This is a genomic window from Streptomyces sp. NBC_01426, assembly GCF_036231985.1.
Lineage (GTDB): Bacteria > Actinomycetota > Actinomycetes > Streptomycetales > Streptomycetaceae > Streptomyces.
This window is the reverse complement of the sequence record NZ_CP109500.1, coordinates 5,950,318-5,976,913: the sequence shown is the minus strand read 5'-3', so window position 1 is coordinate 5,976,913 and position 26,596 is coordinate 5,950,318. Positions and strand designations below refer to the sequence as shown.

The following is a 26,596-nucleotide window of genomic DNA, read 5'->3' as shown; positions in this document are numbered from 1 at the left end:
CCGGCGCAGGTTAACTAGCACCGGTAGTTTATGGCGGGCAGGGCCTACTATGTGGCGCATGGCCAGACCGCGCAAGCCCCTCCTCAGCAGAGACCGCATCGTCGAGGCGGCGGGCGCGCTCGTGGACGCGGAGGGCCTGGAGGCGGTGTCCACGCGCCGGCTGGCCGCAGCGCTCGGGGTCAGCGGGCCTTCGCTCTACAACCACTTCCGCACCAAGGACGAGATCCTGGACGCGGTGGCGGACGCGGTGAGCGCCCGAGTCGACTTGTCGATGTTCGACGCCGAGGACGGCCGGGGTTGGCGGCTCGCGCTGCACGACTGGGCCCATTCGTACCGGGACGCCCTGTCCGACCATCCGAACATCGTTCCGGTGCTGGCGCGGGGGCCGGGCCGCCGTCCGGCGGGGCTCCGGGTGGCGGACGCCGTCTTCGGCGCGATGACGGAGGCCGGGTGGCCGCCGGCCCACGCGACGCGGATCGGCGCGCTCATGCGGTACTTCATCCTGGGCTCGGCGGTGGGTTCCTTCGCCGGGGGTTTCGTGGACGATCGCGCCGCGTACGACCCGTCGGACTACCCGCACCTGGGCCAGGCCCACCTGCTGGCCCAGCGGCAACACGAGGTGGACGAGGGCGCGTTCGAGACGGGGCTGGCGGCGCTGCTGGACGGACTGGCGATCCGGTACGAGGCGCTGACGGGGACGCCCTGACGGACGGCGGGGCGGCGGGGACGGGGCGGGCGGGGGCGAAGGCCGGCGGGGGCGAAGGCCGGCGGCGGCGAAGGCCGGCGGCGGGTCGGGGCGGGCGGGTTTCGGCCCGCCCGCCCCGGACCGTCCACTCCGCCCCCGCCCCCGTTCGCTCGGGCTCCGATGCCGGGTACGGCTCCGGTCAGAAGATGACCAGCGAGCGGCCGCCCTTGCCCGCCAACATCGCGTCGAACGCGGCCGGGATGCCGTCGAGGGTGATCCGGTCGGTCACGAGCGCGCCGAGGTCCAACCGGCCGGCCCGGACGTGGTCCGCAATCACCGGGAGGTCGCGGGCCGGGTCGCTGTTGCCGTAGACGCAGCCGGTGAGGGTCCGGGCGAAGTGGAAGATCTCCAACGCGTGGAAGGTGACCTGCTGCTCCTTGCCTCCGATGCCGACGACCGTGGTGCGACCGCCGCGACGCGTCGCGTCCCACGCGCCGCGAATGGTTTCCGCCCGGCCGACGCACTCGATCGCCACGTCCGCGCCCCGGCCCCCGGTCAGCGCGCGGATCTGCTTCGCGGTGGTCTCCGACGCGAGGACGAATTCCGTGGCACCGGCCGCGCGCGCCAGCTCCTCCTTCGCCGGTGAGACGTCGACGGCCACGATCAGACCCGCCTGCGCGATGCGGGCCGCCTGGAGGGCGGCCAGACCGACACCGCCGACGCCGAAGACGGCCACCGACTCCCCCGGGCGAACCTGGGCGCTGTGGTGGACGGCTCCGTAGCCGGTGAGGACGGCGCAGCCGAGCAGGGCGGCCTCGGCGAGCGGGATCCCCGCGGGTGCGGGCAACACACAGTTCGCCGCGACCACGGTCTCCTCCGCGAAGGCGGCCACGTTCAGCCCGGGGTGCAGCTCGGTGCCGTCGGCGTCGTGGGCGTGGACCGTACCGACCCCGGCCAGCGCCTGGGTGCAGAGCCAGACCTCGCCGATCAGGCAGTGGTGGCACGCCCCGCAGGACGGGGCCCAGTTGAGCACCACCCCGTCGCCGGGGGCGACGTGGGTGACGCCCTCCCCGACGGCCAGGACCGTGCCCGCACCCTCGTGGCCGAGGACGGCCGGGACGGGAACCCGCATGGTGCCGTTGCTGAGGGAGAGGTCGGAGTGGCAGACCCCGGCTGCGGCGAGCCGCACCCGGACCTGACCGGGGCCGGGTTCGGGCAGCACGATCTCCCGTATCTCCAGCGGGGCTCCGACGGCGGGCAGGATGGCGGCGCGGACCATGGTCGTCGTCTCCGTACTTCCGGGATTCAGAACTGCAGGGACTTGGTCTGGAGGTACTCGCCCAGGCCGTGCGGACCCAACTCGCGTCCCACGCCGGACTGCTTGTAGCCGCCGAAGGGCGCGAGCACGTTGAAGCGACCGCCGTTGATGTCCACCTGGCCGGTGTCCATGCGGCGGGCGAAGGCCGTCGCGGTCTCCGCGTCCGCCGCCCAGACGGCTCCGCCGAGGCCGTACACGGTGCCGTTGGCGATGCGCAGGGCGTCGTCCTCGTCCTCGTACGGGAGGATCGACAGCACGGGGCCGAAGATCTCCTCCTGGGCGATGGTCATGTCGGGGGTGACGTCGGCGAAGAGGGTCGGGGCGATGAAGTACCCCTGGTCGTGGGGCGCGTCGGGCCCGCCCGCGACGAGGCGTGCCCCCTCCTCGACCCCCTTGACGATGTACGCGCGGACGCGGTCGCGCTGCTTGGCGTTGACCACCGGGCCGAGGCGGGTGCCCTGCTCGCGGGGGTCGCCGGTGGGGTACTTGGCGATGGCGTCGGCCGCGAGCGCGACGGCCTCCTCGTACTGGTCCCGGTGGACGAGCATCCGGGTGAGCGCGTTGCAGCTCTGGCCGGAGTTGTTCATGACGTGGCCGACGCCCACGGCGACGGCCTTGGCCAGGTCGGCGCCGGGCAGGATGACGTTGGCCGACTTGCCGCCCAGTTCGAGGGCGACGCGCTTGATCGCGGCGCCGGCGGTGGCGCCGATCTGCCGGCCGACGGCGGTCGAGCCGGTGAAGGAGACGAGGTCGACTCCCTCGTGCGCGGCCAGCGCCTGGCCGGCGACCGGGCCGGTGCCGGTCACCAGGTTGAAGACCCCGGCCGGTATGCCCGCCTCGTGCACGGCTTCGGCGAAGAGCTGTGCGGTCAGCGGGGTGTCTTCCGCCGGCTTGAGGACGAGGGTGCAGCCGGCGGCGAGAGCGGGTGCCACCTTGGCAACGACCTGGTGCAGCGGGTAGTTCCAGGGCGTGATGGCTCCGACCACGCCGACCGGTTCCATCAGCACCGTGGAGTTCCCGAGCCGCTCCTCGAAGGCGTACGAGGCGCCGAGTTCGGCGAACGAGCCCGCGACGGCGATCGGCGACCCCACGTGTACGGCCTCCGCGAAACCGAGCGGGGCGCCGAGTTCCGCGGAGATCGTCTCCGCGATCTCCTTCTTGCGGCGGACCAGCACGTCGCGCAGGGCCCCGACCAGGGCCGCCCGATCGGCCGGCGGGGTGGCCGCCCAGCCGGGGAAGGCCACGCGGGCCGCACGTACGGCCTCGTCCACGTCCTCGGCGGTACCGGCCGGGACCGAGGCGAGGACCTGTTCGTCGGCGGGGTTGACGACCTCGATCCGCTCGCGTCCGACGGCCGGTCGCCAGACGCCGCCGATGTACATCCCGTCGTGGGCCTTCATGGCTTTCCTCCCGAACACGCGTGAGCGCGTAGACCTGACCTCGCCAACACCCTACAAACTAGCGTCGGTAGTTTTGCGGGCGCCAGAGGCGGCCGGGATCAGATGATGCCGAAAAGCATCCCCGCCGCCAGGACCACCAGAGAGGTCAGGGCCGCCCATTTCACGGTGAATCGGGTGTGATCGCCGAACTCGACCTTGGCCATGCCGACGAGGACGTAGACGGCCGGAACCAGCGGGCTGGACATGTGCAGGGCCTGGCCGACCAGGGACGCGCGGGCGATCTCCAGCGGCGAGACGCCGTGCGCGGCGCCGGCCTCGGCCAGTACGGGCAGGACTCCGAAGTAGAAGCCGTCGTTCGACATGAAGTAGGTCAGGGGCAGGCTGAGCAGGCCCGTGACCAGGGCCATGTGCGGTCCCATTCCCTCGGGAATCGCGCCGACGAGCCAGTCGGCCATGTGCTTGACCATGCCGGTACCGGTGAGGACGCCGGTGAAGACCGCGGCGGCGAAGACCATGCCCGCGACGTTGAGGACGTTGTCGGCGTGGGCGGCGATCCGGGCCTTCTGGTCGGGCATGTGGGGGAAGTTGATCGTGAGGGCGAGGGCCGCGCCGAGGAGGAAGAGCACCGGGATGGGCAACAACTGCATGATCATCGCGGTGAGGAGGGCGACGGTCAGCCCGGCGTTGAACCAGTAGAGACGGGGGCGGAGCGTCGCGCGGTTCGGATCGAGCCCCCGGAAACCGTCGTCGTCGCCGTCGGGGGTGGGGGCGGCGGTCGTGGCCGTGGGCGCGTCCGGGGCGGTGAGTGTGTCCGTGGGGGCGTCCGGAGCGGTGGGTGCGGGTGCGGGCGTCCCGCCGGGGCCCCCGGGGCCCGAGGCGCCTTGGCCGGCGCCACCGTAGGCAACGGGGGCGGAGGCCTGGGTCCCTCCGGCGCCCACTCCGGCCGTGACCGTGACCGGCTCCCCTTCGATCAGCTCCACCCCCGGCTCCGCGCCCTGCTCCTGCGCGCCGGGCATGACGAGCAGCCCGACCCGGCGTCGCTCCTTCACGCCGAGGACGTACGCGAGGACGAACACGAAGAACAGCCCGGCCGCCAGCGCGGGGATCATCGGGACGAAGACGTCGGCGGCGTCGAGCTTGAGGGCGGTGGCGGCGCGGGCCGTGGGGCCGCCCCAGGGGAGGGTGTTCATGACGCCGTTGGCGGTGGCCGCGACGCCCGTCATGACCACGAGGCTCATCCCGAGGCGCTTGTAGAGCGGATACATGGCCGAGACCGTGATCATGAAGGTGGTCGAGCCGTCCCCGTCGAGCGACACGATCGCGGCGAGCACCGCGGTACCGACCACGACCCGCATCGGGTCCGCCTTGCAGAAGCGCAGGATGCCGCGCACGATCGGATCGAAGAGGCCGACGTCGATCATCACGCCGAAGTAGACGATGGCGAACATCAGCATCGCGGCCGTCGGCGCGAGTTTGCCGACTCCGTCGATGACATAGTCGCCCAACTGCGCACCCTGTCCGGCGAAGACGCAGAAGAGCGCGGGGATGAGCACGAGCGCCGCGATGGGCGACATTTTCTTCAGCATGATCAGAACCAGGAAGGTCGCGATCATGGCGAAGCCGAGGAAGGTCAGCATGCTGGGAACGTAGGTGCCTCCCTGAGGTGCCAACAAGACGTCGACGCGTGAGCAATACGAGCAAAACCCCAGCTCAGGGCAGAGGTGCCAGTTCGACCGGGAATCCGTTGAGCACGGCGGTGCCGGACAGCGGGTCGAGCCGGCTGCCGTCGAGCAGCTGGTTCACATTGGCTCCGGGCACGGCCCTGGCCACCGAGAGTCGGGAGCCGGCCCGGTCGTGGCCCCAGCCGTGCGGGAGGCTGACGACGCCGGTGCGGACGGCGTCGGTGATCTCCACCGGAACCTCCAGACTGCCGCCGTCGGCGGTGATCCGGGCCCGGCCGCCGTCGGTGAGGCCCAGTCGGTCCGCGTCCTGCGGATGGACCTGGAGGGTGCATCGGTTGGAACCTCCGACCAGGGCCGGGACGTTGTGCAACCAGCTGTTGTTCGACCGCAGATGGCGGCGGCCCACGAGCACCAGGGTGGCGGGGCGTTCGGCGAGCGCCGCGCGCAGCCTGGGGAGTTCGGCCGCGATCGGGTCCGGGAGCAGTTCGATCCGGCCGCTGCGGGTCTTGAGCACGCCCGGGAGCCTGGGGCTCAGGGGACCCAGGTCGATACCGTGCGGGCGCTTCCGCAGCTCGTCGAGCGTGAGGTCGTACGGTCCGAGTCGCAGCATCATGTCGAGCCGCCGCTCGGGCCCGGAGCTGCCCGTCAGTGCCCGCGCCTCCCGCTGCGGGTCCCCGCCGGAGAGCGGCGAGTGGGGGTCGGCGACCTCTCGGGCGAGGGTGTCGGCGATGACGCGGTCGTCGAGGACGTCCGGCGATGCCCCGTGCAGCCCGGACACCGCGAGGATCAGGCGTGCGTGGACCTCGCACTCGTCCATGCGGCCTTCTTCGAGGGGCACGGCGGGTGGCGAGTAGCGGGCCTGGTTGCGCACGGCGAACGCGTTGAAGGCGAAGTCGAAGTGGGCGGACTGCGAGGGCGGCGGCGGGGGCAGGACGACATGGGCGTGGCGCGAGGTCTCGTTGAGGTACGGATCGACGCTGATCATGAAGTCGAGGCCGGCCAGGGCCACGTCGAGACGCCGGCCGTCGGGGGCGGACAGCACGGGGTTGGCGGCGATGGCGATCAGGGCCCGGATCCGCCCGTCGCCCGGCGTCTCGATCTCCTCGGCCAGGGCGGCGGTGGGCAATTCACCCTTGGCTTCCGGGTGTCCGCTGACCCGACTGTGCCAGCGGCCGAGATCGAAGCCCTTGCCCGGACGCGCGGGTCGGGGCGCGCGGTCGGTCGCCGAGAGGGGGAAGAGCGCCCCGCCCGGGCGGTCGAGGTTGCCCGTGAGGATGTTCAGTACGTCGACCAGCCAACTGGCGAGGGTTCCGTACGCGGCTGTGCAGCTGCCGATGCGTCCGTACACGGCGGCGGTGGGCGCGGCCGCCAGGTCCCGGGCGAGGGAACGGATCTCATCGGCGGTCAGGTCGCAGGCCGGGGCGACGGCCTCGGGAGTGAAACGGGCGAGGGCGTCGGCGAGTTCCCCGAGGCCCTCGGCCCGCTCCCCCGCCGCCCCGGGGGCCGCGAGTCCCTCGGTGAGCAGGGTGTGTGCGAGTGCGGCCAGCAGCAGGGCGTCGCTGCCGGGACGCGGTGCGAGGTGCCGGTCGGCCAGCGCGGCGGTGCGCGTGCGCCGCGGATCGACGACGACCAGGGTGCCGCCGCGGGCACGCAGGGCCTTGAGCCGGCCGGGGAAGTCCGGCGCGGTGCACAGGGAGCCGTTGGACTCGACCGGGTTCGCGCCGAGGAGCAGGAGAAAGTCGGTGCGGTCGAGGTCGGGGACCGGGATGGCGAACGGGTCGCCGAAGAGCAGACCGCTGGACACGTGCTTGGGCATCTGGTCCAGGGTGCTGGCGGTGAAGAGGTTACGGGTGCCGAGGGCCTTGAGGAGGAGCGGCGGGTAGAGGGCTCCGGCCATGGTGTGGACGTTCGGGTTGCCGAGGACGACGCCGACGGACTGGGCTCCGTGTTCCCGCACGAGGGCGGGCACGGCTGCGGCGATCACCTCGTACGCCTCTTCCCAACTCGCTTCGCGCAGTCGGCCGTCGCGGCGTACGAGAGGGGTGCGCAGCCGGTCCGGGTCGGCGTCGAGGGCGCCGAAGGCGGCCCCCTTGGGGCAGATGAAGCCACGACTGAACACATCGTCCCGGTCGCCGCGGGCGCCGGTGACGGTGGTGCCCTCGATGGTGAGCGTGAGGCCGCAGGTGGCTTCACAGAGGGGGCAGATGCGCAGGGCGGTGCGGGGCATGGTCGCTCCTGGGGACGGCAGGCTGCGGTGCGGGCACACGGGCGGGTCGAGCATACCGACCGGTAGGGAGGTTGGGGAGGGGTGCGTGCGCGGCGGTTGCGGGCCTCGGGGGTTCAGTCCAGCACGCGGGCCAGGTAGGCCTGCATCATCGCCCGGGTTTCGGCGACGATCCCCGGGTCCCCGGCGGGGTCCACGCGGAAGGCCAGTTGGATGAGCGCGTCGGTGGCCTCGACCGCCACCAGCACGGACCGTTCGAGGGTGGCGTCGCGGGTGCGGCCGAGGTGGCGGGAGAGCAGTTCGGTGAGCCGTACGGCGACCAGGTGGTTGGGGTCGGCGGCCGGGCCCTCGGGAGGCGGCGCGGGCACCCCGAAGTCGACGAGCGCGAATCCGGGCACGCTGCGCTTCATCGCGAGGTACTCGTCCAGGACGGCGTCGACGACGGGCCGCCAGTGGGTGGCCGGAAGGGCGGCCAGCCGTTCCTCGATGCCGTCGGCGTAACGGTCGAGGTTGCGGTGGGCCAGGGCGATGGCCATGGCTCGCTTGTTCCCGAAGAAGCGGTAGACGGAGCCGATGGGCACTCCGGCGCGCAGGGCCACGGCGCGGGTGCTGAGGTTCTCGTACCCGGTCTCGTCCAGGAGTTCCGCGCAGGCGTCGAGGATCCGGGCGAGCCGGTCGGCGCTGCGCTGCTGGATCGGGGTCCGGCGCATGGGGTGGGCGGGGGGCACGGGGTCCATCATGCCGCTCCTGGCTTCCGCTCGGGCCGGTGGCCTCAGTTCAGCAGGAGGCTGAGGCCGCCGATGGTGTACGTGATCATCAGCGCGAGCAGGGGCAGTTGGCCGGCCACGGCCTTGGCGGGCGGGAAGAGGCGCACGGACCGGTCGTGCGCGGCGATCACTCCGAGTACGTGTCCGGTGACGACGGCGATCACCTGGAGGGCCGCGAGGCCGCCTGGACCCAGTGGCGACAAGGGTTCCGAGGCGTTGTCAGTGCCCACTGCCATGATTACTGTGCGTGGTCCTTCGGTGACGAGGAGGGAGAAGTAGTGGGCGACGAGATAGCCGAGCGCGATCGGCACGAGTGAGTGCGCGAAGGCCGTCAGCGGGCGGGGGTGCGGGCCGCTGACGAGGCGGGTGGCCGCCGCGCACAGGCAGTACAGGGCGGCGACGAGGGCGATGGAACCGAGGAGTCCGAGGGTGGCCGTGGGAGTGCGGCCGAGGGGGGAGGTCTGAATGGCGTTGATCCAGGAGGGGTTGTCGGAGTAGCCGTCGTAGGCGGTGGAGCCGAGCAGGACGCAGACGACGGCGACGAGTCCGGGTCGCTCGGGCGTCGCGTCGAGTCCGTGGAACGGGTTGCGGAGGACCAGCCGGCCGTCGGTGCGACGGCCGAGGGGGGAGAGTCTGGCCAGGAGATCGGAGTAGGCCTCGAAGGGGTCTCCGGCGGCGAACCATTTCTCGCCGTAGCGGGCGGCGAGGGCCAGTTGACCGACGACGAAGCAGCCGAGGGCGATCAGGAGGGTGGTCGTGGATGCGGGATCCGGGGAGACGAGCTCCAGCCAGGTGAAGCCGAACAGCCCGACCGCGGCGGGCCATTGGCCGAGCCGGGCGGGCAGTGGCCGGTCGGGCAGTGGCCGGTCGGGCAGTGGCCGGTCGGGCAGTGGCCGGTGGGGGGCGCGGCGGCGCGGGGCGACGGCGAGCCGGTGGAGGGTGCGGAGCGGGTTGACCAGGCGCCATACGGGGCCGAGGAGAAGGGAGGCCGGGACGAGTCCGACCCAGAGCAGGACGTAGACGGCGCCGGGAGCGGGGTTGCGGGCGGGGTCGTCGGGACCGAGGAGGAGGTGGAGCAGCAGGGCGAGGGCGGCGGTGAGACCGAGCCCGCGCAGGGTGGTGCGGGTGGCCGGCGCGTCGGCCACCCGCTGGAACCGGACGGGCAGGGCGAGGCCCGAACGGGCGCCCCGGAAGCGGGACGTGGACCAGAGCAGACCGAGTGCGAGAAAGGAGACGAACAGCGCGGCGAAGGCACCGGCGAAGGCGTAGAAAGGAGAGATCGGCAGATCGTGCTGGGATCCGATCCCGTGTGCGAGCAGGGTGGTCGACGGATCGGCCAGGTACGGGACCACGTCCTGGCCGGTGCGACCGCCCCCCGCGCACGGGCCCGGGCAGCCGCCGGCGCCCGGGCCGAGGGACAGGCCCGGGGACAGGTCCGGTCCGAGGGGCAGGCCTGGGCCGAGGGCCAGGTCCGCGAGTCGGGGTGGGGTCATCGGACGAGGAGCTGAGTGAGGACGAGGTCGCTCTCGTGGGTCTCGACCTCGAAGAGCCCGGTACGGTCGGCCGTCAGGATCAGGGTGGCCTCCTGACCTGCGGGCAGGGCGAGTTCCTTGTCGTAGCCGTGGACGTGCAGGGTGTCCGCCCGGTCGCTGGTGACGCGCAGGGCGACCCGCTCGCCGCGCTTCACCTCGACGCGGCCGGGGGCGGGGACGACCTTGCCGTCCCGGACGACGACGGTGACCGTCCGGTCGGCGTCCGGGGCCTCGGAGCCGCGCGGCGTCGGGGGCGATGCCCGGGGTGTCTGGGGTGGTGCCGTCGGGGTGGGGGCGGCGTGGCTGTGGGATCCCTGGCCCGGCGGGCCGCCGGTCAGCTCGGCGGTGGCCTCGACCGCCTTGCCGCCGACGGCCCAGACGGTGTGGTCGTCGGCGTACAGGCGGACGGTCAGGGTGTGCGCGCCCTCGGGCACCTGCGCCGCGGGCAGGTGGTACCAGGGGCCGTACACCCGGGCCAGCTTGCGCCCGTCCAGTTCCAGGTGGGCGTGGCCGGCGCCGGGGAGGGCCGCGCCGCCGGCGCTGTCGGGGGTGAAGCGGAAGTTATTCACGACCAGTTGGAGGTTCCAGCCGTCCTCCGAGTCGGGCCGGGTGGTGAGCCGCACCTCGGGCGCGCCCTGGGCCGGGACCTGCCGGAGGCGGTGGCCGGTGCCGTCCTGGGTGGCGAGGAGGGTGCCCACGTCACCCGAGGCCTGTTCGTGGCTGGTGCCGGGTTTGTGGTGGGTGGTCGCCCGACCTCCGCAGCCCGTCGCCGTGCCACCGGCGAGCAGCAGGAGCACGGCGACCAGGGCCGCGGTGCGGGCCGTGCGCCGGGGTCGGCGGTCCGCGCCTCGCTGCCGGTCGGTGCGGGACGGACGGTCGGTGCGGGACGGACGGTCGGTGCGGGGCGCCCGGTCGGTGTGTGGCAGCCGGTCCGTGTGGGACGGGCGGTCGGTGCGGGACTGCCGGTCCGCGCCTGGCTGCCGGTCCGCGCCTGGCTGCCGGTCCGTGTCGGACGGGCGGTCCGCGCGGGGCGGGCGGTCCGCGCGGGGCGGGGCCGGGCAGGCGTCGCAGCGGGTGCGGTCGGCGGGCTCTCGGCTCACTGCGGGCCTCCGGCGGTGGCCGGGGGCTCGGTGGCGGCCGGGCCTCCGGTGCTGGCGGCCGGGCCTCCGATGGTTGCCGCGGGTTCGGCGGCGGCCGGTCCTCCGGCGGTGGCTGCGGAGCGGGGGCCGGGGGCGGCCGCGGTACTCAGGGCCGGGGGCGGGCCGTCGGGGGTCGGGGCGCGGTCTCCGTCGGGGTCGCCGCCGGGGCCGGCCGGACGGGCCGGCGTGCCCGGACGGGCCGAGGCGACGACCGCCCAGAGCACCCACACCACCGCGACGAGCGCCCGTGCCCAGGCGGGGCCGAGCGGGATCCAGGGGATCATCAGGACGGCCCTGTCGAAGGCGTCGAGCAGGGTCAGGGCGGCCAGCAGCAGGGTGAGCCGGGCGAGCCATGGTCGGTCGGCGCGCAGGACCAGCCAGACCCCCGTCCACCACAGCCCCAGGAGGAGCAGGGCCAGTGCCGGCACGAAGGTGGGGGTGAGGGCCGTGGTGGAACCGGCCACGTCCAGGCACAGCCCGGCCAGGCCGAGCAGCGAGGCGATCGTCCCCCCTCGGGAGCCGCGCAGCCGGCGCCACCACAGGACTCCGCCGACCAGCAGCAGGACGGCCGCGACCGCCAGCGCGAGCTGGGTCTCGACCCGTTCCAGGCCTCGTGCGCCGTACCAGTCGCAGCCCGCCGGGAGCTTGCGGGCCTGGACGTTGTAGTCGGCGCAGACCAGCAGTTGGACGAGCTTGACCGGTTCGCCGGCGAGGCGTGCGGAGCCGCCGGAGACGGCGCCGCGACGCTCGCCGCACTCGGGCAGGGTGCCGGGGGTGGAACCGTCCGGGCCGTCCTGCCAGCAGTTGCCCCTGCCCTGTCCGTCCCACCAGACGTCCATGCCGTTGGGGCGGGAGGCCCCGGACTTGTCCTTGCCGAGGATGTTGGCGGCGTAGCGGTTGTGGTGGGAGGTGTCGGCCTGCTTGTCCCACGCCTCCTCGCCGCGGATGAAGGCGGGGACGGCGCTCAGGAAGAATCCGGCGCGCTGGTGGCCGTACACCCAGTTGCCCTCGTACAGGTTCCAGTTCCCGCCGGCGGTGATGATGCCGGTGCCCGGGGGCATGGAGATCTGCGGGCAGACCACGCCCTGCTCGTAGCCCCGCTCGATGGGCGGTTTGGCGCAGGTGCCGTCGGCGACGTGACGGTAGTAGTCCTGGTTGTTGTCGTGGATCAGGTTCCGCTCGAACCGGGCGTGGTTCTGCGGGAGTCCGGGGTGGCCGGGGAAGGCGCTGTCCATCGACGCGCCGCCCATGTTCTGGTCGAACTCGTTGTCGTGGACCCAGACGGAGTCCCCGGCCGTGCCCGAGTAGCCGACCATGTTGTGGTGGCTGCGGCAGCCGGTGATCTCGATGGAGTAGCGGGGGACGTCGTAGCCGCGGCCGTCGTTGATGTCGGAGGCGCTGCCGGGGTAGATGCCGGAGTCCCCGTTGCCGTAGGACTCGCAGTTCTTGTAGAGGCCGTGGTCGCTCGCGAAGGTCAGGAAGCCGTACTCGTCGTTCCAGCGGGTCAGTACGTCGTCGATGACGAAGCCGTCTCCGGCGAGCACGTAAAGCGAGTTGAAGGTGGTGCGCTGGGCGGTGAAGTTGCGGAAGTAGATGCCGTTGGACTTGTCGGCGCGGATGGCGTTCAGCTTCTGGTACTTGGCGTCGATGACCACGTCCTGGCGGGACGCGCCCGTGCCCTCGATCTGGAGGTTCGTCTTGCCGAGGATCGCGACGAGGTTCTGGTTGTGCCGGCACCGCTCCTGCTGCTCGTAGGACAGGATCTGGTAGCCGAGCGAGGAGTTGGGCGCCTTCAGCGTGGCGCACTCCCCCGTGGGCTTGGGGAGCGAGGGCTCCTCCTCGTACAGGCCGGGCAGGATCGCGATGTTCATCCCCGGCCGGTCCACGGCGTCCACGGCCTCCTGGAGGTGACGGAAGCCGGTCTTCTCGCACTGGGCGTAGAGGGCGAGGTTGCGCTGCCTGAGTTCCTGCGGGAAGGCCGCTATCCGGCGTTCGAAGGCGGGCCGGTCGGTCTTGCACACCAGGAGGTCGGGCTCGGCCTTGCGGTACTCGGGCACGGAGCCGCTGCCGTCGGGGAGGGTGACGGGGCGCTCCTCGTGCGCGCGGGCGGCGGGCGCGGCGGCGAGGAGGGACAGGAACGCGAGGAGGGCGGCGAGGAGCGCCGCCGGCACGGCAGGAAACCTGCGGGTCCACGACATGCGCGAGAGAGTAGAGCAATGTTCATCTTTTGGGACCCCCCTCGACGCGAATCGGTTCGCCACCCGCCGGAACCCGCCGGGCCGAGCACGACCACGGGCACGGGCGCAGGCACAGGCACGAGTACGAGTACGAGTACGGGCACGGCCACGGACCGGCAGCGCGGAGCCGGGGCGGGAGCCGGGGCGGGAGCCGAGTGCCGCCCCGCACGGCTCGACACGGCCGAACGGAGCCTCTTCGGGCGGGGCGCGCGGGCCGGCCGGAAGGTCACCGTTGACGCGGGGACCCGGGAATCCTACTGTCACCCATAGGATTCCTACGGCAGACCGGGAGCGTTCCATGAGTGACGGCGACACCAGCGAGCAGGCCAGGAAGACCGCGGAGGCGCTGGAGTACCTCACCGGATTCGGCAACGAGCACAGCTCCGAGGCCGTTCCGGGCGCACTCCCCCACGGCCGGAACTCGCCCCAGCGCGCCCCCCTCGGCCTCTACGCCGAGCAGCTCAGCGGCAGCGCGTTCACCGAGCCCCGCACCCACAACCGCCGCTCGTGGCTCTACCGGATCCGCCCCTCGGCGGCGCACCCGCCGTTCACCCGCGTCGACAACGGCGGTCTGCGCAGCGCGCCCTTCACCGAGACCGTGCCGGATCCGAACCGGCTCCGTTGGAACCCGCTGCCCGAGCCGGCACCCGGCACCGACTTCCTGGCCGGCCTGTGGACCCTCGGCGGGAACGGTGACGCCGCCCAGCGCGCCGGCATGGCGATCCACCTGTACTCCGCCAACGCCGCCATGACGGACCGGGTGTTCAGCAGCTCGGACGGTGAGCTGCTGATCGTTCCCGAACGCGGCGGGCTGCTGCTGCGCACCGAGTTGGGCCTGCTCAGCGCCCGCCCGGGCGAGATGGCGCTGATCCCGCGCGGGGTCCGCTTCCGCGTCGAGCTGCTCGACGCGGACGCCCGCGGCTACGTCTGCGAGAACTACGGGCAGCCCTTCGAGCTGCCGAACCTCGGCCCGATCGGCGCCAACGGCCTGGCCGCCGCCCGGGACTTCCGGGCGCCCGTGGCCGCGTACGAGGACGTGGACCGCCCGACCGAGGTGGTCAACAAGTATTGCGGCAACCTCTGGACGGCCACGTACGACCACTCGCCGCTCGACGTGGTCGCCTGGCACGGCACGCACGTCCCGTACGTGTACGACCTGCGCCGTTTCAACGTCATCGGCTCGATCACCTACGACCACCCCGACCCGTCGATCTTCACCGTGCTGACCTCGCCCTCGGACACCCCGGGGCTGGCCGGGGTGGACTTCGTGGTGTTCGCCCCGCGCTGGCTGGTGGGCGAGGACACCTTCCGTCCGCCGTACTTCCACCGCAACGTGATGAGCGAGTACATGGGCCTGATCGAGGGCGCGTACGACGCGAAGGCCGAGGGCTTCGTGCCCGGCGGCGGCTCGCTGCACAACATGATGTCCGCGCACGGCCCGGACCGGGAGACCTTCGACCGGGCGAGCGCCGCCGAGCTGAAGCCGCAGAAGATCGACGACGGGCTGGCCTTCATGTTCGAGACCCGCTGGCCCATCGTCGCCACCGCCCAGGCGGCGGACGCCGAGCACCTTCAGCGCGGATACGACGACGTCTGGCGGGGTCTGGAGCGCCACTTCCGCGCCTAACATTCGCTGCACGCCCGACCCAGACGTCCAGCCGTACGGAGAACCACCCGTGACCGCCTTCGCCCCCGACTCCCTGGTACTGAACCGGAAGTTGCCGCTCTGGTACCAGGTGTCCCAGTCGCTGCGCGCCTCGATACTGGGGCGCGCCCCGGACGCCTCGCTGCGCCTGCCCACCGAGGAGCAGTTGGCCGGGCACTACGGGGTGAGCGTGCTGACGATGCGCCAAGCCCTCAAGGAGTTGGAGGGCGAGGGCCTGATCAGTCGGCACCGGCGGCGCGGAACGTTCATCGAGCCGGGGGCGCGGCGCGGGGCCCCGGTGCGGTTGTTGGGTTCGGTCGACGCGATCGTGGCCCAGCAGTCGGGTGAGCGCACGACGATTCTCGGTCATGAGCGGACGGCGGTGTCCGGGGAGCTGCTGGAGCACTTCCCGGACACGTCGGAGCTGGTCACGTACCGGCGGCTGCGCCACGACAGCGTGAGCGGCGAGCCGACGAACTGGGCGGAGAACGCGGTCCGCACGGAGCTGGCCGAGTCCATCGATCTGGCCGACCTGGAACGGTTCCCGATGACCAAGGTCCTCCGTGACCTCGTCGGGGTGAAGATCAGCCGGATCACGGACACCGTCGAGGCGCGGCTCGCGGACCCGGAGACGGCGGCGCTGCTCCAGGTCCCGCTGCTGAGCCCGATCCTGCACTACACGGGCGTGACGTACGACGACGAGGGCCGGGTGGTGGACGTGGCCCGCATCCGCTACCGCGGCGACCGGTTCTCCTTCACGGTGACGGTCGACGCGCACTGAGCCGGTCTACGCGCCCGATCCCTGCTTCCCGTCGTCCTCCGCGACCCGCTCGCCCTCCGCCTGTGAGGGGGTGGTGCGCGTGGTCTGCGGGTGCCGTTGGCGCTTCTCCCGCTCGTCCATGTCCTCGTCGAGGCGTTCGCCCTCGGCCTGGGAAGGAGTCGAGTATTCGTCGTACTGACTCATCAGCCGTCTCCTCGGTCACACAGGGGTCGGTCCACACGGGATCGTCCACGCAGGGATGCAAAGGCTCGGTCCGCGCACCGGTACAGATGCGCCCATAAGGAGCGTAACGCTTCGGCCTGGACACGGCCCGGGCGTCGCCTCCCCTCGCTACCATCTGCCGGGTGAGCGACGACGTACCGCTGCTGGACGATCTGATGCCCTGGGCCGTGGGTTCCCTGCGTCTGGGGCGGGGCTGGGTGACGGCCCCCGAGCCCTCGACCCTGCGGGCCCGCTGGACGGCCCTGGCCGGCGCCGAAGGGGCCGAGCGCGAGAGGTTGTTCCGTCCGACCCGGGCCCGTACCCCTGCCTCCGGGGCCGCCGCGCTGCCCGGGCAGCGGTCCGCGTCCACGGCCCGTTTCGCCGAGGCGCCGGGCCCGTTCCCGGAGCCCGTACGGGTGCTGACCGCAGCGTTCGACGAGCAGTGGTTGCTGCCCGACCAGCGGCTCATCGACCGGGCCCGCCCCGAGCTGTGGCGGGTCCGCGACGCTCACCAGCTGTTCGTCGTGGAGACGCCGGAACCGCTGGTCACCGCCCATCTCCCGGCCGGTCGGCTCGGCCGGATCCGCCCGCTGCACCGGCGCCCCGGCGGCGCGGAGCCCAACCTGGCACCGGGCCTGCTGCACCTGCTGGGCGAGCGGCTCGGCGGTTGGGTCACTCCCGAGGACGTGCTGTGCTGGGTCCTCGCGGCGGGCCGCCCCGGGGCCCGGGGCGCGTACGAGGTCCCGCTGGCGGCCGACCCGGAACGCTGGCGGGCCGGGCTGGAGCTCGGGCAGCGCCTGCTGACCGTCCAGTTGCGCGGGGCGCGCGGCGGTGAGCCGCCCCGGCTGCCCGGCGGGCGGCGGCCGTACGTCCGCTCGGCGGTCACGGCGTGGCCGCCGGAGCTGTCGTACGACCCGGACACCGAGACCCTGGGCCTCGGGGACGGGACCATCTCCCCCGTGCCGCCGGGAGCGTGGGAGCAGGAGTCCCAGGGCGAGCGGGTGTTGGAGTCCTGGTTCGCCGCCCGGACGGCGCACCGCTCGGACGGTGTGGACGGGCTGGAGGCGCTGGGGCCCGGGGAGTGGCCGCAGTCGTGGACCTCGGAACTGTTGGCGCTGGTCACGAGCCTGTCGCTGCTGGCCGATCTGGCGCCGGAGCGGGCGGCGTTCGAGCCCGGGCCGTCGATCACGGCCACCGAGCTCGAAGCCCTCGGGGTGCTGCCGCCGCCGCGCGGGGCCCGGCGCCCGGCCTCGGTGTTGGACCACCGGGAGGAGGGCCCGGGCGGCCAGTTCGCCCTGCTGTGAACCCGAGCGGGGGTGAACCCGAGCGCGGCGGCGCCCCGGGCGCACGGTCGACGCCGCCGTTCCGCGGGCCGGGTACCCGCCCGGCACGGGCCCCTGGGGTGCCCCCGACCCCGCCCGCTCATGCCCCCCAGGCGCCGAGCAGCCGGGTGATCCAGCGGTCGAACAGCTCGTCCGGCTCGGCCGTGTCGGCGGGGACGGAGGGCAGCGCCGTGAGGGCGCCGGCCAGCCGCGGGTAGTCCCCGCTCGCCAGCCGGGACCCGAGCCACGCCGCCCGTACGCCCTGCTCCTCGGCCTCGCTCCAGGGCAGTGCGCGAGCCCGCTCGGCCAGGGCCAACTCGCCGCCCACGTAGGTGGCCACGGTGCCGTTGACGGCGGCGACCAGTTCGAGTTTCCGCCCGTCGGGCGCGTCCAGCGGCTCCAGGCAGGCCAGGCTGTGTTCCAGGTACCGCAGGGCGTGCGGGCTGAAGCCGTGGACCGGGGTGAGCAGCCGGGGCAGCCACGGGTGGCGGCGCATCAGGTCGCGCGTCTGGCCGGCCAGCGCGAGCATGTCGGCCCGCCAGTCGCCGGTGGGCGGGGTCAGTTCGTACTCCCCGCTGACGGCGTCGACCATCAGCTCGTACAGGTCCTCCTTGCGCGGCACGTAGTTGTACAGGGACATCGTCCCGGCCCCGATCCCGGCCGCGACGCGGCGCATGGAGACGGCCTCGATCCCCTCCGCGTCGGCGATCCGCACGGCCTCGGCCGCGATCGACTCGCGGCTGTGGGCGGGGCGGGGGCCCCGGCCCGCGCGTTGCGGGCGGGCCCAGATCACTTCGGGTTCAGCGGGGCGGCCGCTGGGGGTCATCGCTCATCACCTCGTTCGTCGCCTCCATCCTAGTTACGTACACCGTACGCAGTGAGGTAGGGTGCCACACATGACGACTACGTACGCTGTACTTAGTGAAGGTCTGGAGAAGTCCTACGGTGAGGTGCGCGCCCTGCGCGGGCTCGATCTGGCCGTGCCCGAGGGCACGATCTGCGGGCTCCTGGGCCCCAACGGCGCCGGCAAGACCACCGCGGTCCGGATCCTCACCACGCTCACCGCCCCCACCGCCGGGCGGGCCCTGGTCGCCGGGCACGACGTCACCCGCGCCCCGGGGGCCGTTCGCCGCAACATAGGGGTCACCGGCCAGTACGCCTCGGTGGACGGAGACCTCACCGGCCGGGAGAACCTCCGGCTCTTCGCCCGCCTGGCCGGGCTGCGCGGGGCCGCCGGCCGTGCCCGCGCCGACGAGCTGCTGGAGCGTTTCGAACTCGCCGACGCCGCCGACCGCACCGCCTCCACCTGGTCGGGCGGCATGCGGCGGCGCCTGGACCTGGCCGCGGGGTTGATCGCCCGGCCCCGCGTGCTGTTCCTGGACGAGCCCACGACCGGCCTCGATCCGGCGGCCCGCGACCGGATCTGGACCGCGGTTCGAGAACTCGTCGGCGCGAAGGGCCCGGGCGGCGGGGGCACGACCGTGCTCCTCACCACCCAGTACCTGGAGGAGGCGGACCGGCTCGCCGACGACATCGTGGTGGTGGACGGCGGGCGGGCCGTCGCCACCGGCACCCCGGCCGAACTCAAGTCCCGGATCGGCTCCCACGCCGAGGTCACCGTCACCCACCCCGACGCCCTCGCCGGCGCGGCGGCCGTGCTGGACCGACTCACCGGGGGCCGGCCCGTCCTGAACGGGGAACGCCTCACCGTCGGCGTGACCGTGCCCGACACCGGGCTGACCCTGCCGCGGATCATCCGCGCCCTCGACACGGCCGGCATCCCGGTCACCGACGCGACCCTGCGGCCACCCACCCTCGACGAGGTGTTCCTGCGCCTTACCCGGGTCCGCGAGGCCTCACCCGAGAAGGAGCACGCGGCATGAGCACCCTGCTGTCCGACGGCGGAGCCGTCGTCACCCGCCAGTTGCAGAAGGCCCGGCACGCTCCCGCGCTGTTGGTGCTCACCCAGACCATGCCGATCATGATGCTGCTGTTCTTCGGCTACGTGTTCGGGAGCGCGCTCGCGATGCCGGGTTCCGAGTACCGCGCGTTCCTGCTTCCGGGCCTGCTCGCCGCCACCGCCGCGAACGGGCTGATGACGGGCCTGTTCACGGCCGCACAGGACGCACATCGGGGGGTGACGGACCGGTTCCGCACCCTGCCGATGAGTCGGACCGCCGTACCCCTCGGGCAGATCACCGCCGACCTGCTGACGACGGGGGTGTCCATGGTGCCGCTGATGCTGGTGGGGATCGCCATGGGCTGGCGGATCGAGAACGGACTGCCGGGCGCGCTGGGGGCCCTCGGGGTGCTGCTGCTGTTCCGCTTCGCCTCCGCCTGGGTGGGCACCTACCTCGGCCTGCTCAGCAAGAGCGAGGAGGCCGCCGGTCAACTCGGCGGCGCCACCTTCGTCCTGCCGATGCTGTCCAGCGCCTACCTGCCGACCGCCGGACTGCCCGGTTGGCTGCGGACGGTCGCCGAGTGGAACCCGATCAGCGCCGTGGCCGGCGCCGTGCGCGCCCTGTGCGGCAACCCGGGCGGGGAGCCGGCGGCCGGGGCCGCCTGGCCGGCCGCGCACCCGGTGGCCGGGGCGCTGCTCTGGTCGCTCGTCATCCTGGCCGTCTTCGTGCCGCTGGCCACCCGCCGGTTCGCGCGCGGTCGGGACTGAGACGCGGTCGGGACCGGGACGTCGTCGGGACCGAGAGCAGGGGCGGAGCGGCCGGGCGGGGGGTGACAGATCCGGGTCGGACCGGGTAGGCAGGCTGCCATGACCCCCGACTCACGCCCCCAGGATCCGCTCCCCCTCGACGGTGTCACCGTCGTCGCCGTCGAACAGGCCGTCTCGGCCCCCTTCGCCACCCGCCAGCTCGCCGACCTCGGCGCCCGGGTGATCAAGGTCGAGCGCCCCGACGGCGGCGACTTCGCGCGTGCCTACGACACCGCCGCGAAGGGTCTGGCCTCGCACTTCGTGTGGGCCAACCGGGGCAAGGAGTCGCTGGCGCTCGACCTGAAGGACGCGCGTGGCCGGGAGGTCCTGCACGCGTTGCTCGCCGGCGCGGACGTCTTCGTCCAGAACCTCGCCCAGGGGGCCGCCGCCCGGCTCGGGCTGGACTCGGCCGCGCTGTGCGCCCGGTACCCGCGGCTGGTGGCCGTGGACGTCTCCGGCTACGGCACCGAGGGGCCCTACGCGCACAAGCGCGCCTACGACATGCTCGTGCAGTGCGAGGCGGGGCTGGTGTCGGTGACCGGAACCCCGGAGCGACCGGTCAAGGCGGGGATCCCGGCCGCGGACATCGCGGCGGCCATGTACGCGTTCTCGGGGGTGCTCGCCGCGCTCCTGCGCCGCGGGATCACCGGGCGCGGGGGCCGGGTGGAGGTGTCGATGCTGGACGCCCTCGCCGAGTGGATGGGACACCCGCTGCACCACACGATGCACGGCGGGGAGCAGCCCGTGCGGACCGGTCTCGCCCACGCCGTGATCGCACCCTACGACGCCTACCCGACCGCGGAGGGGGACCGGGTGCTGCTGTCGGTCCAGAACGACCGGGAGTGGCGACGGTTGGCCGAACAGGTGCTGGAGAGGCCGGAGTTGGCGGACGATCCGGCGTTCGCGACGAACGCGGCCCGCACCCTGGGCCGGGAGCGGACCGACGCGGTGGTGGCCGGGGCGCTGGCCGCACTGGACGCGGACGAGGCGATCCGGAGGCTGGAGGCGGCGGGCATCGCCTGCGCGCGGCTGAACTCGGTGGCGCAGGTGGCGGCGCATCCGCAGTTGGCGGCGCGCGACCGCTGGCGGGAGATCGGATCGCCCGCGGGTCCGCTGCGCGCGCTGTTGCCGCCGATCGGGCTGCCGGACGGCGCGCCGGCGCGGATGGGTGCGGTACCCGCGCTCGGCGAACACACCGATGCCCTGCTGCGCGCCCTGGGGATGACGGGCGCGCAGATCACGGCTCTGCGCCAGGACGGCGTGGTCGCCTGAGGTGGGCCACACCGGAAGAACACCGATGACGCCGATGACGTCGACGAGACCGACGACACCGGTGACACCGGGAACACGTACCGAGCCGGGTGGGCGCGACCGGGTCAACCGGCCGCTTTCTGCGGGCAGTTACAAGCGGCGGCTGCCGAAGAGCGTGCGACGCAGTCGGCGCAGCGGCGCGAACAGCGCCACGCGTGCGCTCCGGCTCCGCTGGACGTGCGTGTGATCGCGGGCGGTGAGCTCGCGCATCAGCAGCGTCGCCTCGGCGGTCTCGTGGTGCGGGACGGCGGGACCGCCCAGCACGGCGAGATGGCGGTCGAGGCGCGAGCTGGTCGCGCTGCTCCCGCAAGTGATGGCAGGCACGCGAGGCGGCCTGCTGCGCATTGCTATCTGTTCCATGTCTCTCCCCACCCGTACGAGGGCACCCGGCCCGGGCAGGTTAACCCTATCGCCCCCGCGTCGCGCCCGGGTATCCCGGTGGTGTGAATTACCCCTATACCTACGGGGAGTTGACGATTACTCACCGGAGTCAATCGTCACTCTCCGCACAGAATGGGCGGAATTGACGCCCCCTCGGAAGCCGCGTCGGTTCATACGGGGAGTCCTGTCGTGACAGGGGCCACACGGCGCACACTGCGCTAACTTGGAGTGATCGTCCGGTAACACGTTCGGGGGCTCGGATGAGTGGGAATGCGGATGAGGACGGGCGTGTCATCGCCGGCCGGTACCGGTTGCTGGGCCCCCTGGGTCGGGGCGGCATGGGGATCGTCTGGCGGGCGCGCGACGAGGTGCTGGGTCGCGAGGTCGCCGTCAAGGAGGTGCGGGCACCCGCCGGACTGGACACCGCCGAGGTGGAGCGGTTGTACCGGCGCCTGGAGCGCGAGGCCTGGGCGGCGGCCCGGGTCTCCCACCGCGGGGTCGTCACCGTGTACGACGTGGCGAGCGAGGGCGGCCGTCCCTGGATCGTGATGGAGCTGATCCGCGGGCTGTCCCTGGCGGAGGTGCTGGAGGGCGAGGGGCCCATGCCCCCGCAGCGGGCCGCGCACATCGGCGAGCAGGTGCTGGCCGCGCTGCGCTCCGCGCACGAGTCGGGGGTCCTGCACCGGGACGTCAAGCCCGCCAACGTGCTGATCGCCAATGACGGCCGGGTGGTGCTGGGCGACTTCGGCATCGCGAGCCTGGAGGGTTCCTCCGCCATCACCATGACCGGCGAGGTGGTGGGCTCCCCCGAGTTCCTGGCCCCGGAGCAGGCTCTGGGCCGCGAGCCGGGTCCCGCGTCGGACCTGTGGTCGCTCGGCGTCCTGCTGTACGCGGCCGTCGAGGGGGCCTCGCCGTTCCGGCGGGACACCCCGCTGTCCACGCTGCAGGCGGTGGTGGACGAGGAGTTGGCCCCGGCGCGTCGGGCCGGCGCGCTGGAGCCCGTGCTGGAGGGGCTGTTGCGGAAGGATCCCGCCGAGCGGCTGTCGGCGGCGGAGGCTTCCCGGATGCTGCGGGTGATCGGCGCGGGGGGCACGGCGCGGGCCGCCGGCGGACCGGTGTCGGGGCCGGTGGCGACGGCCCTGCACGGGCACGATCACGACGCGGGCTCCCGGGCCGCGACCCCGATGCCCCTGCCGGTACCACCGGGGTCGGGCACGGCGCCGACGGTCGTGTCCGCCTCGGGGGCGACGCCCCCGCAGGGGCGGGCCGGAACGGTGCTCACAGTGGGCATCGTGGTGCTGCTCCTGGCGCTGGTCCTGCTGGGTTGGCTGCTGTGGAAGGACGACGGGGACACGGCCGGGGCTTCCGCGGGCGGGGCCGGCGGTTCGGGTCCCGCGGCCACGCGGTCGACGCCGTCGCCGTCCCCCTCGACCGCCCCCTCCCCTTCCCCCTCCGCTTCCGCGTCGGCGTCGGCATCGGCGAGCGCCGGAGCGCCCGCGCAGAAGGTCACCGTGTACGTCCACACCCTGCGCGGCCGCTACGCGGGCAGTTGCCCGCCGGCCCCGGTCGACGCGCCCGCCTTCACCGGCACCGTGGAGGTGGCGCGGGTTCCCGCGGGGTTGGAGTACCGCTGGGTCACCCGGGGCGGGTCGGCGGACGGGTCGGAGCCCCGCTGGCAGGACCTCTCGTACGAGGCGAACGGTGCCACGACCCGGCAGGTCGACCACGTCGAGGCGGGCCACCGCGCCGGCGCGACCCTCGACGACGCGGTCCGGTTGGAGGTGCGGGGCCCCGCGCGGGTGACCTCGCCGTGGCTGGAGTTCTCCGTGACCTGCGAGAAGGAGACCCCGACGGGCGGGGCCTCCTCCCCCGGTCCTTCCGGTTCACCGGGCTCCCCGGGCCCGACGCCGTCGCCGGCGCCGAGCCCGGGGGTCACGCTCTAGACGGGGCCCGGGTCAGGCCTGGGAGGCGAAGGACGGCAGGTAGCCGCCCGACTGGCCGGCCGCGGTCGGGTGGTAGGACTCCCCGATGTTGGTCCAGTTGACGCTGTGCAGCCACGGGCTGCCGGAGCAGATCTCGTGGCCCGTGAAGGCGCCGGCGACCGAGGCGAAGGTGAAGCCGTGGTCGGCGGCCCGCTTGGCGACGGCGGCGTTGAGGTAGTCGGCCGCGCCGTTGATGGCGGCGCGTTCGCCCTCGGTCAGGCCGGTGACGCAGGATCCGTTGAGCTTGTAGAAGCGGGGATAGCCGAGGACGACCACGTGGGCGCCCGGGGATCGGCCGGAGACGGCGTCGTAGACCTGGTCGAGCTTGCCCGGGAGGGTGGAGTCGACGTAGGCCTTGGCCTGGTTGACGCGGTTGACGCAGGTGGACTCCGACTGGAGCACACAGGTCGTCATGACGTCGGAGAAACCGGCGTCGTTGCCGCCGATGGTGATGCTGACCAGGTCGGTGCCGGAGTTCAGCGGGGCGAGTTGGTTGGCGAGGACGTCACCCGTTCGGGCACCGGAGCAGGCGACGAAGGAGAAGGTCTGCGGGGAGTGGGCGGCGGCCCAGAGGGCCGGATAGGCGCGGCTGGTGCGCTTGCAGTTGCCGCTCGAACCGTCGTAGTTGCCGGCGCCGACGCCGGACGAGTACGAGTCGCCGAGCGCGACGTAGCCGAAGTCGGCCCGGGCGGAGGCGGCCGCCTGACCGGCGCCGAACAGGGCGGCGCCCGCGGCGAGTAACAGGGAGGAGGTGAGGGCGGCGAAGCGCGACATTCTCTTGCTCATGTGTGCGGCTCCTTGTGGGGGTTACTCCTGAGTCCGTGGTACAAGCAGCCGCGCACTTCTGGAAGTGTCCATGCCAAGAATGTTCGGGGCAGGCTTGCGCCGGAATCTTCACTCCCCATGCGTTTGAAGAGGGAACTTGAGCACCCGTTCCGGCGAAACACGGGTGCACGGGGTCAGTTCGTGCCGGATCATGGGCGCCATGCCAGCCAACCCGCACGAGGCCCTGCCGATCAGGCTCAACGTAGACGACAGCGACTCGCCGTCCGACGTCGTCGACGCCCTGTTCCTCGGCCGGTTCGCCTCCGGCGAGCAGCCTTACTCCCAGAGCGTTTCCATCGAACGAGTGAAGGCCGAAGCGACCCTGCTGCCGGCCGGCGCGACGGTGCTGCGCTCGGCGCGCGACACCGACCGCAGCGCGACCCTCGCGGAGGGCGAGGGTTGGACCGTGCTCGTGTCGCGTTGGAGTCGCGGCGCGGACGTGACGGTGACGGCCGTCAGCGACGAACTCGCCACCAGCGTGCTCGGGGAGGCCACGGACGGGGCTCAGGACGAGCCCGAACCCCAGCCGGAGAACGTCACGATGGGGTTCTGGTACGTCTCCCCGCGCCGCGGGCCGTACCGCACGACCCGGCAGATCGCCGCCGGCACCTGGCCCGAGGTGCGCTCGAACTACACGGCGCCGGTGGCCGGGGCGATGGACCGGCTGATGAAGGTCACCCCCGACGACATCGCGGGCCGGCTGCTGTTGTTGCACGGCCCGCCCGGCACCGGGAAGACCTCGGCGCTGCGGACGCTGGCGCGGTCGTGGCGGGACTGGTGCCAGGTGGACTGCGTCCTGGACCCGGAGCGGCTGTTCAACGACGTGGGCTACCTGATGGACATCGCGATCGGCGAGGACGAGGGCACGGCGAAGGGCCGTTGGCGACTGCTGTTGCTGGAGGACTGCGACGAGCTGATCCGCGGCGAGGCCCGGCACCAGGCCGGGCAGGCGTTGTCACGGCTGTTGAACCTGACGGACGGTCTGCTGGGCCAGGGCCGCAACGTCCTGGTCGGCGTCACGACCAACGAGGATCTGGAGCGGCTCCACCCGGCGGTGGTCCGGCCGGGCCGCTGCCTGGCCCGCATCGAGGTCGGCCGGCTGACGCACCGCGAGGCCGTGGACTGGCTCGGCACCGACGAGGGGGTCTCCCGCGAGGGCGCCACCCTGGCCGAGTTGTTCGCCCTCCGGCGGGGCGCCGGGCCGGCCGCGCTGCTGCCCCCGCAGGGGCACGGGACCGAGGCGGGGCTGTACCTGTAGTGCGGGCCGCGTCGGGGCGGTGCCGCCCCCGCGCCGGCGGGGCGGGGACAATGGCGCCGTAGTCGCAGCCCCGGCGGCCGGGCGAGCCCGCCGCGGGGAGGACCCACCGAACAGGAGAGTGCCCCGTGCCCCAGTCGGCGCAGGAGAATCCGTACCCCGACAGCCTCACGCCGGGCGAGGGCCCCGAGCCGCACCCGCAGCTCGCGCCGGTGCTGGCCCTGCTGGGGCGCTGGCACGGCCGGGGGCGGGGCGAGTACCCGACCCTGGAGCAGGGCTTCCGGTACGAGCAGGAGATCACCTTCAGCCACGACGGCAGGCCCTTCCTGCGGTACGAGTCGCGGGCCTGGCTGATCGACGAGTCCGGTGCGCCGCTGCGGCCCTCGGGGCGGGAGAGCGGGTGGTGGCGGGTCATGCCGGACGCCTCGCTGGAGGTCACGCTGGCCCACCCGACCGGGATCGTGGAGACGTACGTGGGACGCGTGTCCGGCACGGAGATCGAGATCGAGACCGATCACGTGGAGCGGACCCCGCGGGCGAAGGAGGTGACCGGCATGAGGCGCCGGTACTCCTTCGCCGACGGGGAGTTGACGATCACGCAGGAGATGGCGGCGATGGGGCAGCCCCTGCGGCACCACCTCCGGGCGGAACTGGGACGCCACAAGGTCTGAGGCCGGGCGCGGTGCCGGGCGCCGCGGCCCCGGCACGATCCGAAAGAGCCCGGAAGAGCCCGGAGGTGCCGGGAAGAGTCCGGAAGTGCCGGGAAGGGTCCGGGAGAGCCGGCCTACTTGCCGTACCGGGCCCGCAGCGCGTCCAGGGCGGCGGCCGTGGCCTCGTCGAAGGTCAGCCCCAGCCGGTGGGCCCGCTCCGCGTACGCCTGCGCGGCGGTGGCCGATTCCCGGGAGGCCGAGTCGTCCGCGGCCGCGACGAGGGTTCCGTTGCGGCCCCGGGTCTCGACGACTCCGTCCGCCTCCAGTGCCCGGTACGCCTTCGCGACCGTGTTCGCCGCCAGTCCCAGTTCCTCCGCGAGGGCGCGGACCGTGGGGAGCCTGAACCCCACGGGCAGCCGCCCCGTCCGGGCTCCCTCGGAGATCTGCGCGCGCAGTTGCTCGTAGGGGGCGGCGGCGCCGGCCGAGCCGTCGATCTTGATCTTCAGGTGCGCGGGAGTCGGGGTCACGCGGCTGATTGTCTCCCATCGCCCG

23 protein-coding genes are annotated in these 26,596 nt (G+C 73.2%); 10 read left to right on the top strand and 13 right to left on the bottom strand.

Going from position 1 to position 26,596, the window contains the following annotated elements; translation table 11 throughout:
• Positions 1-58 precede the first annotated feature (58 nt).
• Positions 59-706: a TetR/AcrR family transcriptional regulator gene (locus OG906_RS26550; protein WP_329446345.1), complete on the top strand. Its 648-nt coding sequence runs from the start codon at positions 59-61 to the stop codon at positions 704-706.
• Positions 707-884: 178 nt separating this feature from the next.
• On the opposite strand, the gene OG906_RS26545 is transcribed toward OG906_RS26550, so the two are convergent.
• The 8 genes from OG906_RS26545 to OG906_RS26510 form a co-directional block, all read right to left on the bottom strand.
• Positions 885-1,964 (bottom strand): Zn-dependent alcohol dehydrogenase, encoded by a 1,080-nt coding sequence (locus tag OG906_RS26545; protein ID WP_329446343.1) that lies wholly within the window; start codon positions 1,962-1,964, stop codon positions 885-887.
• A 26-nt stretch (positions 1,965-1,990) separates the two neighbouring features.
• Positions 1,991-3,403, bottom strand: coding sequence for an aldehyde dehydrogenase family protein (locus OG906_RS26540; protein ID WP_329446341.1), 1,413 nt, complete (start codon positions 3,401-3,403; stop codon positions 1,991-1,993).
• Between the two features lie 98 nt (positions 3,404-3,501).
• On the bottom strand, positions 3,502-5,040 hold the full coding sequence (locus OG906_RS26535) for a CitMHS family transporter (protein ID WP_329446339.1): 1,539 nt from the start codon (positions 5,038-5,040) through the stop codon (positions 3,502-3,504).
• A gap of 73 nt (positions 5,041-5,113) precedes the next feature.
• On the bottom strand, positions 5,114-7,312 hold the full coding sequence (locus OG906_RS26530) for a molybdopterin oxidoreductase family protein (protein ID WP_329446337.1): 2,199 nt from the start codon (positions 7,310-7,312) through the stop codon (positions 5,114-5,116).
• Positions 7,313-7,425: 113 nt separating this feature from the next.
• Complete coding sequence (locus OG906_RS26525; protein WP_329448146.1) at positions 7,426-8,046, bottom strand: TetR/AcrR family transcriptional regulator; 621 nt, start codon at positions 8,044-8,046, stop codon at positions 7,426-7,428.
• Between the two features lie 35 nt (positions 8,047-8,081).
• Positions 8,082-9,569 (bottom strand): hypothetical protein, encoded by a 1,488-nt coding sequence (locus tag OG906_RS26520; RefSeq protein WP_329446335.1) that lies wholly within the window; start codon positions 9,567-9,569, stop codon positions 8,082-8,084.
• The gene (locus OG906_RS26515) at positions 9,566-10,414 is read right to left on the bottom strand and encodes a hypothetical protein (RefSeq protein WP_329448145.1); all 849 of its coding nucleotides are present in this window, start codon (positions 10,412-10,414) and stop codon (positions 9,566-9,568) included. Before OG906_RS26515 ends, OG906_RS26520 begins: the two co-directional genes overlap by 4 nt.
• A 290-nt stretch (positions 10,415-10,704) precedes the next feature.
• A complete protein-coding gene (locus OG906_RS26510; RefSeq protein WP_329446333.1) occupies positions 10,705-12,945 on the bottom strand; it encodes a right-handed parallel beta-helix repeat-containing protein in 2,241 nt (746 codons plus the stop codon).
• A gap of 337 nt (positions 12,946-13,282) precedes the next feature.
• Here OG906_RS26510 and hmgA point away from each other — a divergent pair, with 337 nt between their 5' ends.
• Positions 13,283-14,611, top strand: coding sequence for a homogentisate 1,2-dioxygenase (hmgA, locus tag OG906_RS26505; RefSeq protein ID WP_267800320.1), 1,329 nt, complete (start codon positions 13,283-13,285; stop codon positions 14,609-14,611).
• A 49-nt stretch (positions 14,612-14,660) separates the two neighbouring features.
• On the top strand, positions 14,661-15,410 hold the full coding sequence (locus OG906_RS26500) for a GntR family transcriptional regulator (RefSeq protein ID WP_267800321.1): 750 nt from the start codon (positions 14,661-14,663) through the stop codon (positions 15,408-15,410).
• 6 nt (positions 15,411-15,416) lie between these two features.
• Here OG906_RS26500 and OG906_RS26495 read toward each other — a convergent pair whose 3' ends face one another.
• Positions 15,417-15,593: a hypothetical protein gene (locus OG906_RS26495; RefSeq protein WP_267800322.1), complete on the bottom strand. Its 177-nt coding sequence runs from the start codon at positions 15,591-15,593 to the stop codon at positions 15,417-15,419.
• Between the two features lie 161 nt (positions 15,594-15,754).
• Between OG906_RS26495 and OG906_RS26490 the strand changes: the two genes are divergently transcribed.
• Positions 15,755-16,915 (top strand): type ISP restriction/modification enzyme, encoded by a 1,161-nt coding sequence (locus tag OG906_RS26490; protein WP_443067419.1) that lies wholly within the window; start codon positions 15,755-15,757, stop codon positions 16,913-16,915.
• A 118-nt stretch (positions 16,916-17,033) separates the two neighbouring features.
• Here the strand turns inward: OG906_RS26490 and OG906_RS26485 are convergent, their stop codons facing one another.
• Positions 17,034-17,759: a TetR/AcrR family transcriptional regulator gene (locus OG906_RS26485; protein WP_329446329.1), complete on the bottom strand. Its 726-nt coding sequence runs from the start codon at positions 17,757-17,759 to the stop codon at positions 17,034-17,036.
• 70 nt (positions 17,760-17,829) lie between these two features.
• Between OG906_RS26485 and OG906_RS26480 the strand changes: the two genes are divergently transcribed.
• The 3 genes from OG906_RS26480 to OG906_RS26470 all read left to right on the top strand — a co-directional run bounded on the left by OG906_RS26480 (position 17,830) and on the right by OG906_RS26470 (position 20,912).
• Positions 17,830-18,816 (top strand): ATP-binding cassette domain-containing protein, encoded by a 987-nt coding sequence (locus OG906_RS26480; RefSeq protein ID WP_329446327.1) that lies wholly within the window; start codon positions 17,830-17,832, stop codon positions 18,814-18,816.
• Positions 18,813-19,601: an ABC transporter permease gene (locus OG906_RS26475; RefSeq protein WP_329446324.1), complete on the top strand. Its 789-nt coding sequence runs from the start codon at positions 18,813-18,815 to the stop codon at positions 19,599-19,601. Before OG906_RS26480 ends, OG906_RS26475 begins: the two co-directional genes overlap by 4 nt.
• Positions 19,602-19,700: 99 nt before the next feature.
• Entirely contained in the window at positions 19,701-20,912 is a 1,212-nt protein-coding gene (locus OG906_RS26470) for a CaiB/BaiF CoA transferase family protein (RefSeq protein WP_329446322.1), read from the top strand.
• 129 nt (positions 20,913-21,041) lie between these two features.
• On the opposite strand, the gene OG906_RS26465 is transcribed toward OG906_RS26470, so the two are convergent.
• The gene (locus OG906_RS26465; RefSeq protein ID WP_329446320.1) at positions 21,042-21,311 is read right to left on the bottom strand and encodes a hypothetical protein; all 270 of its coding nucleotides are present in this window, start codon (positions 21,309-21,311) and stop codon (positions 21,042-21,044) included.
• A 281-nt stretch (positions 21,312-21,592) separates the two neighbouring features.
• Between OG906_RS26465 and OG906_RS26460 the strand changes: the two genes are divergently transcribed.
• Positions 21,593-23,275, top strand: coding sequence for a serine/threonine-protein kinase (locus tag OG906_RS26460; protein ID WP_329446319.1), 1,683 nt, complete (start codon positions 21,593-21,595; stop codon positions 23,273-23,275).
• Between the two features lie 12 nt (positions 23,276-23,287).
• On the opposite strand, the gene OG906_RS26455 is transcribed toward OG906_RS26460, so the two are convergent.
• Positions 23,288-24,100, bottom strand: a complete 813-nt coding sequence (locus OG906_RS26455) for an SGNH/GDSL hydrolase family protein (RefSeq protein ID WP_324289532.1) — start codon at positions 24,098-24,100, stop codon at positions 23,288-23,290.
• Between the two features lie 199 nt (positions 24,101-24,299).
• On the opposite strand from OG906_RS26455, the gene OG906_RS26450 reads away from it, so the two are divergent.
• Together OG906_RS26450 and OG906_RS26445 are read left to right on the top strand one after the other, a co-directional pair.
• Complete coding sequence (locus tag OG906_RS26450; protein ID WP_267800329.1) at positions 24,300-25,397, top strand: DUF5925 domain-containing protein; 1,098 nt, start codon at positions 24,300-24,302, stop codon at positions 25,395-25,397.
• A gap of 125 nt (positions 25,398-25,522) precedes the next feature.
• On the top strand, positions 25,523-26,065 hold the full coding sequence (locus tag OG906_RS26445; protein WP_329446316.1) for an FABP family protein: 543 nt from the start codon (positions 25,523-25,525) through the stop codon (positions 26,063-26,065).
• A gap of 113 nt (positions 26,066-26,178) precedes the next feature.
• Here OG906_RS26445 and OG906_RS26440 read toward each other — a convergent pair whose 3' ends face one another.
• Complete coding sequence (locus tag OG906_RS26440; protein WP_267800331.1) at positions 26,179-26,571, bottom strand: GntR family transcriptional regulator; 393 nt, start codon at positions 26,569-26,571, stop codon at positions 26,179-26,181.
• Between the last annotated feature and the right edge of the window lie 25 nt (positions 26,572-26,596).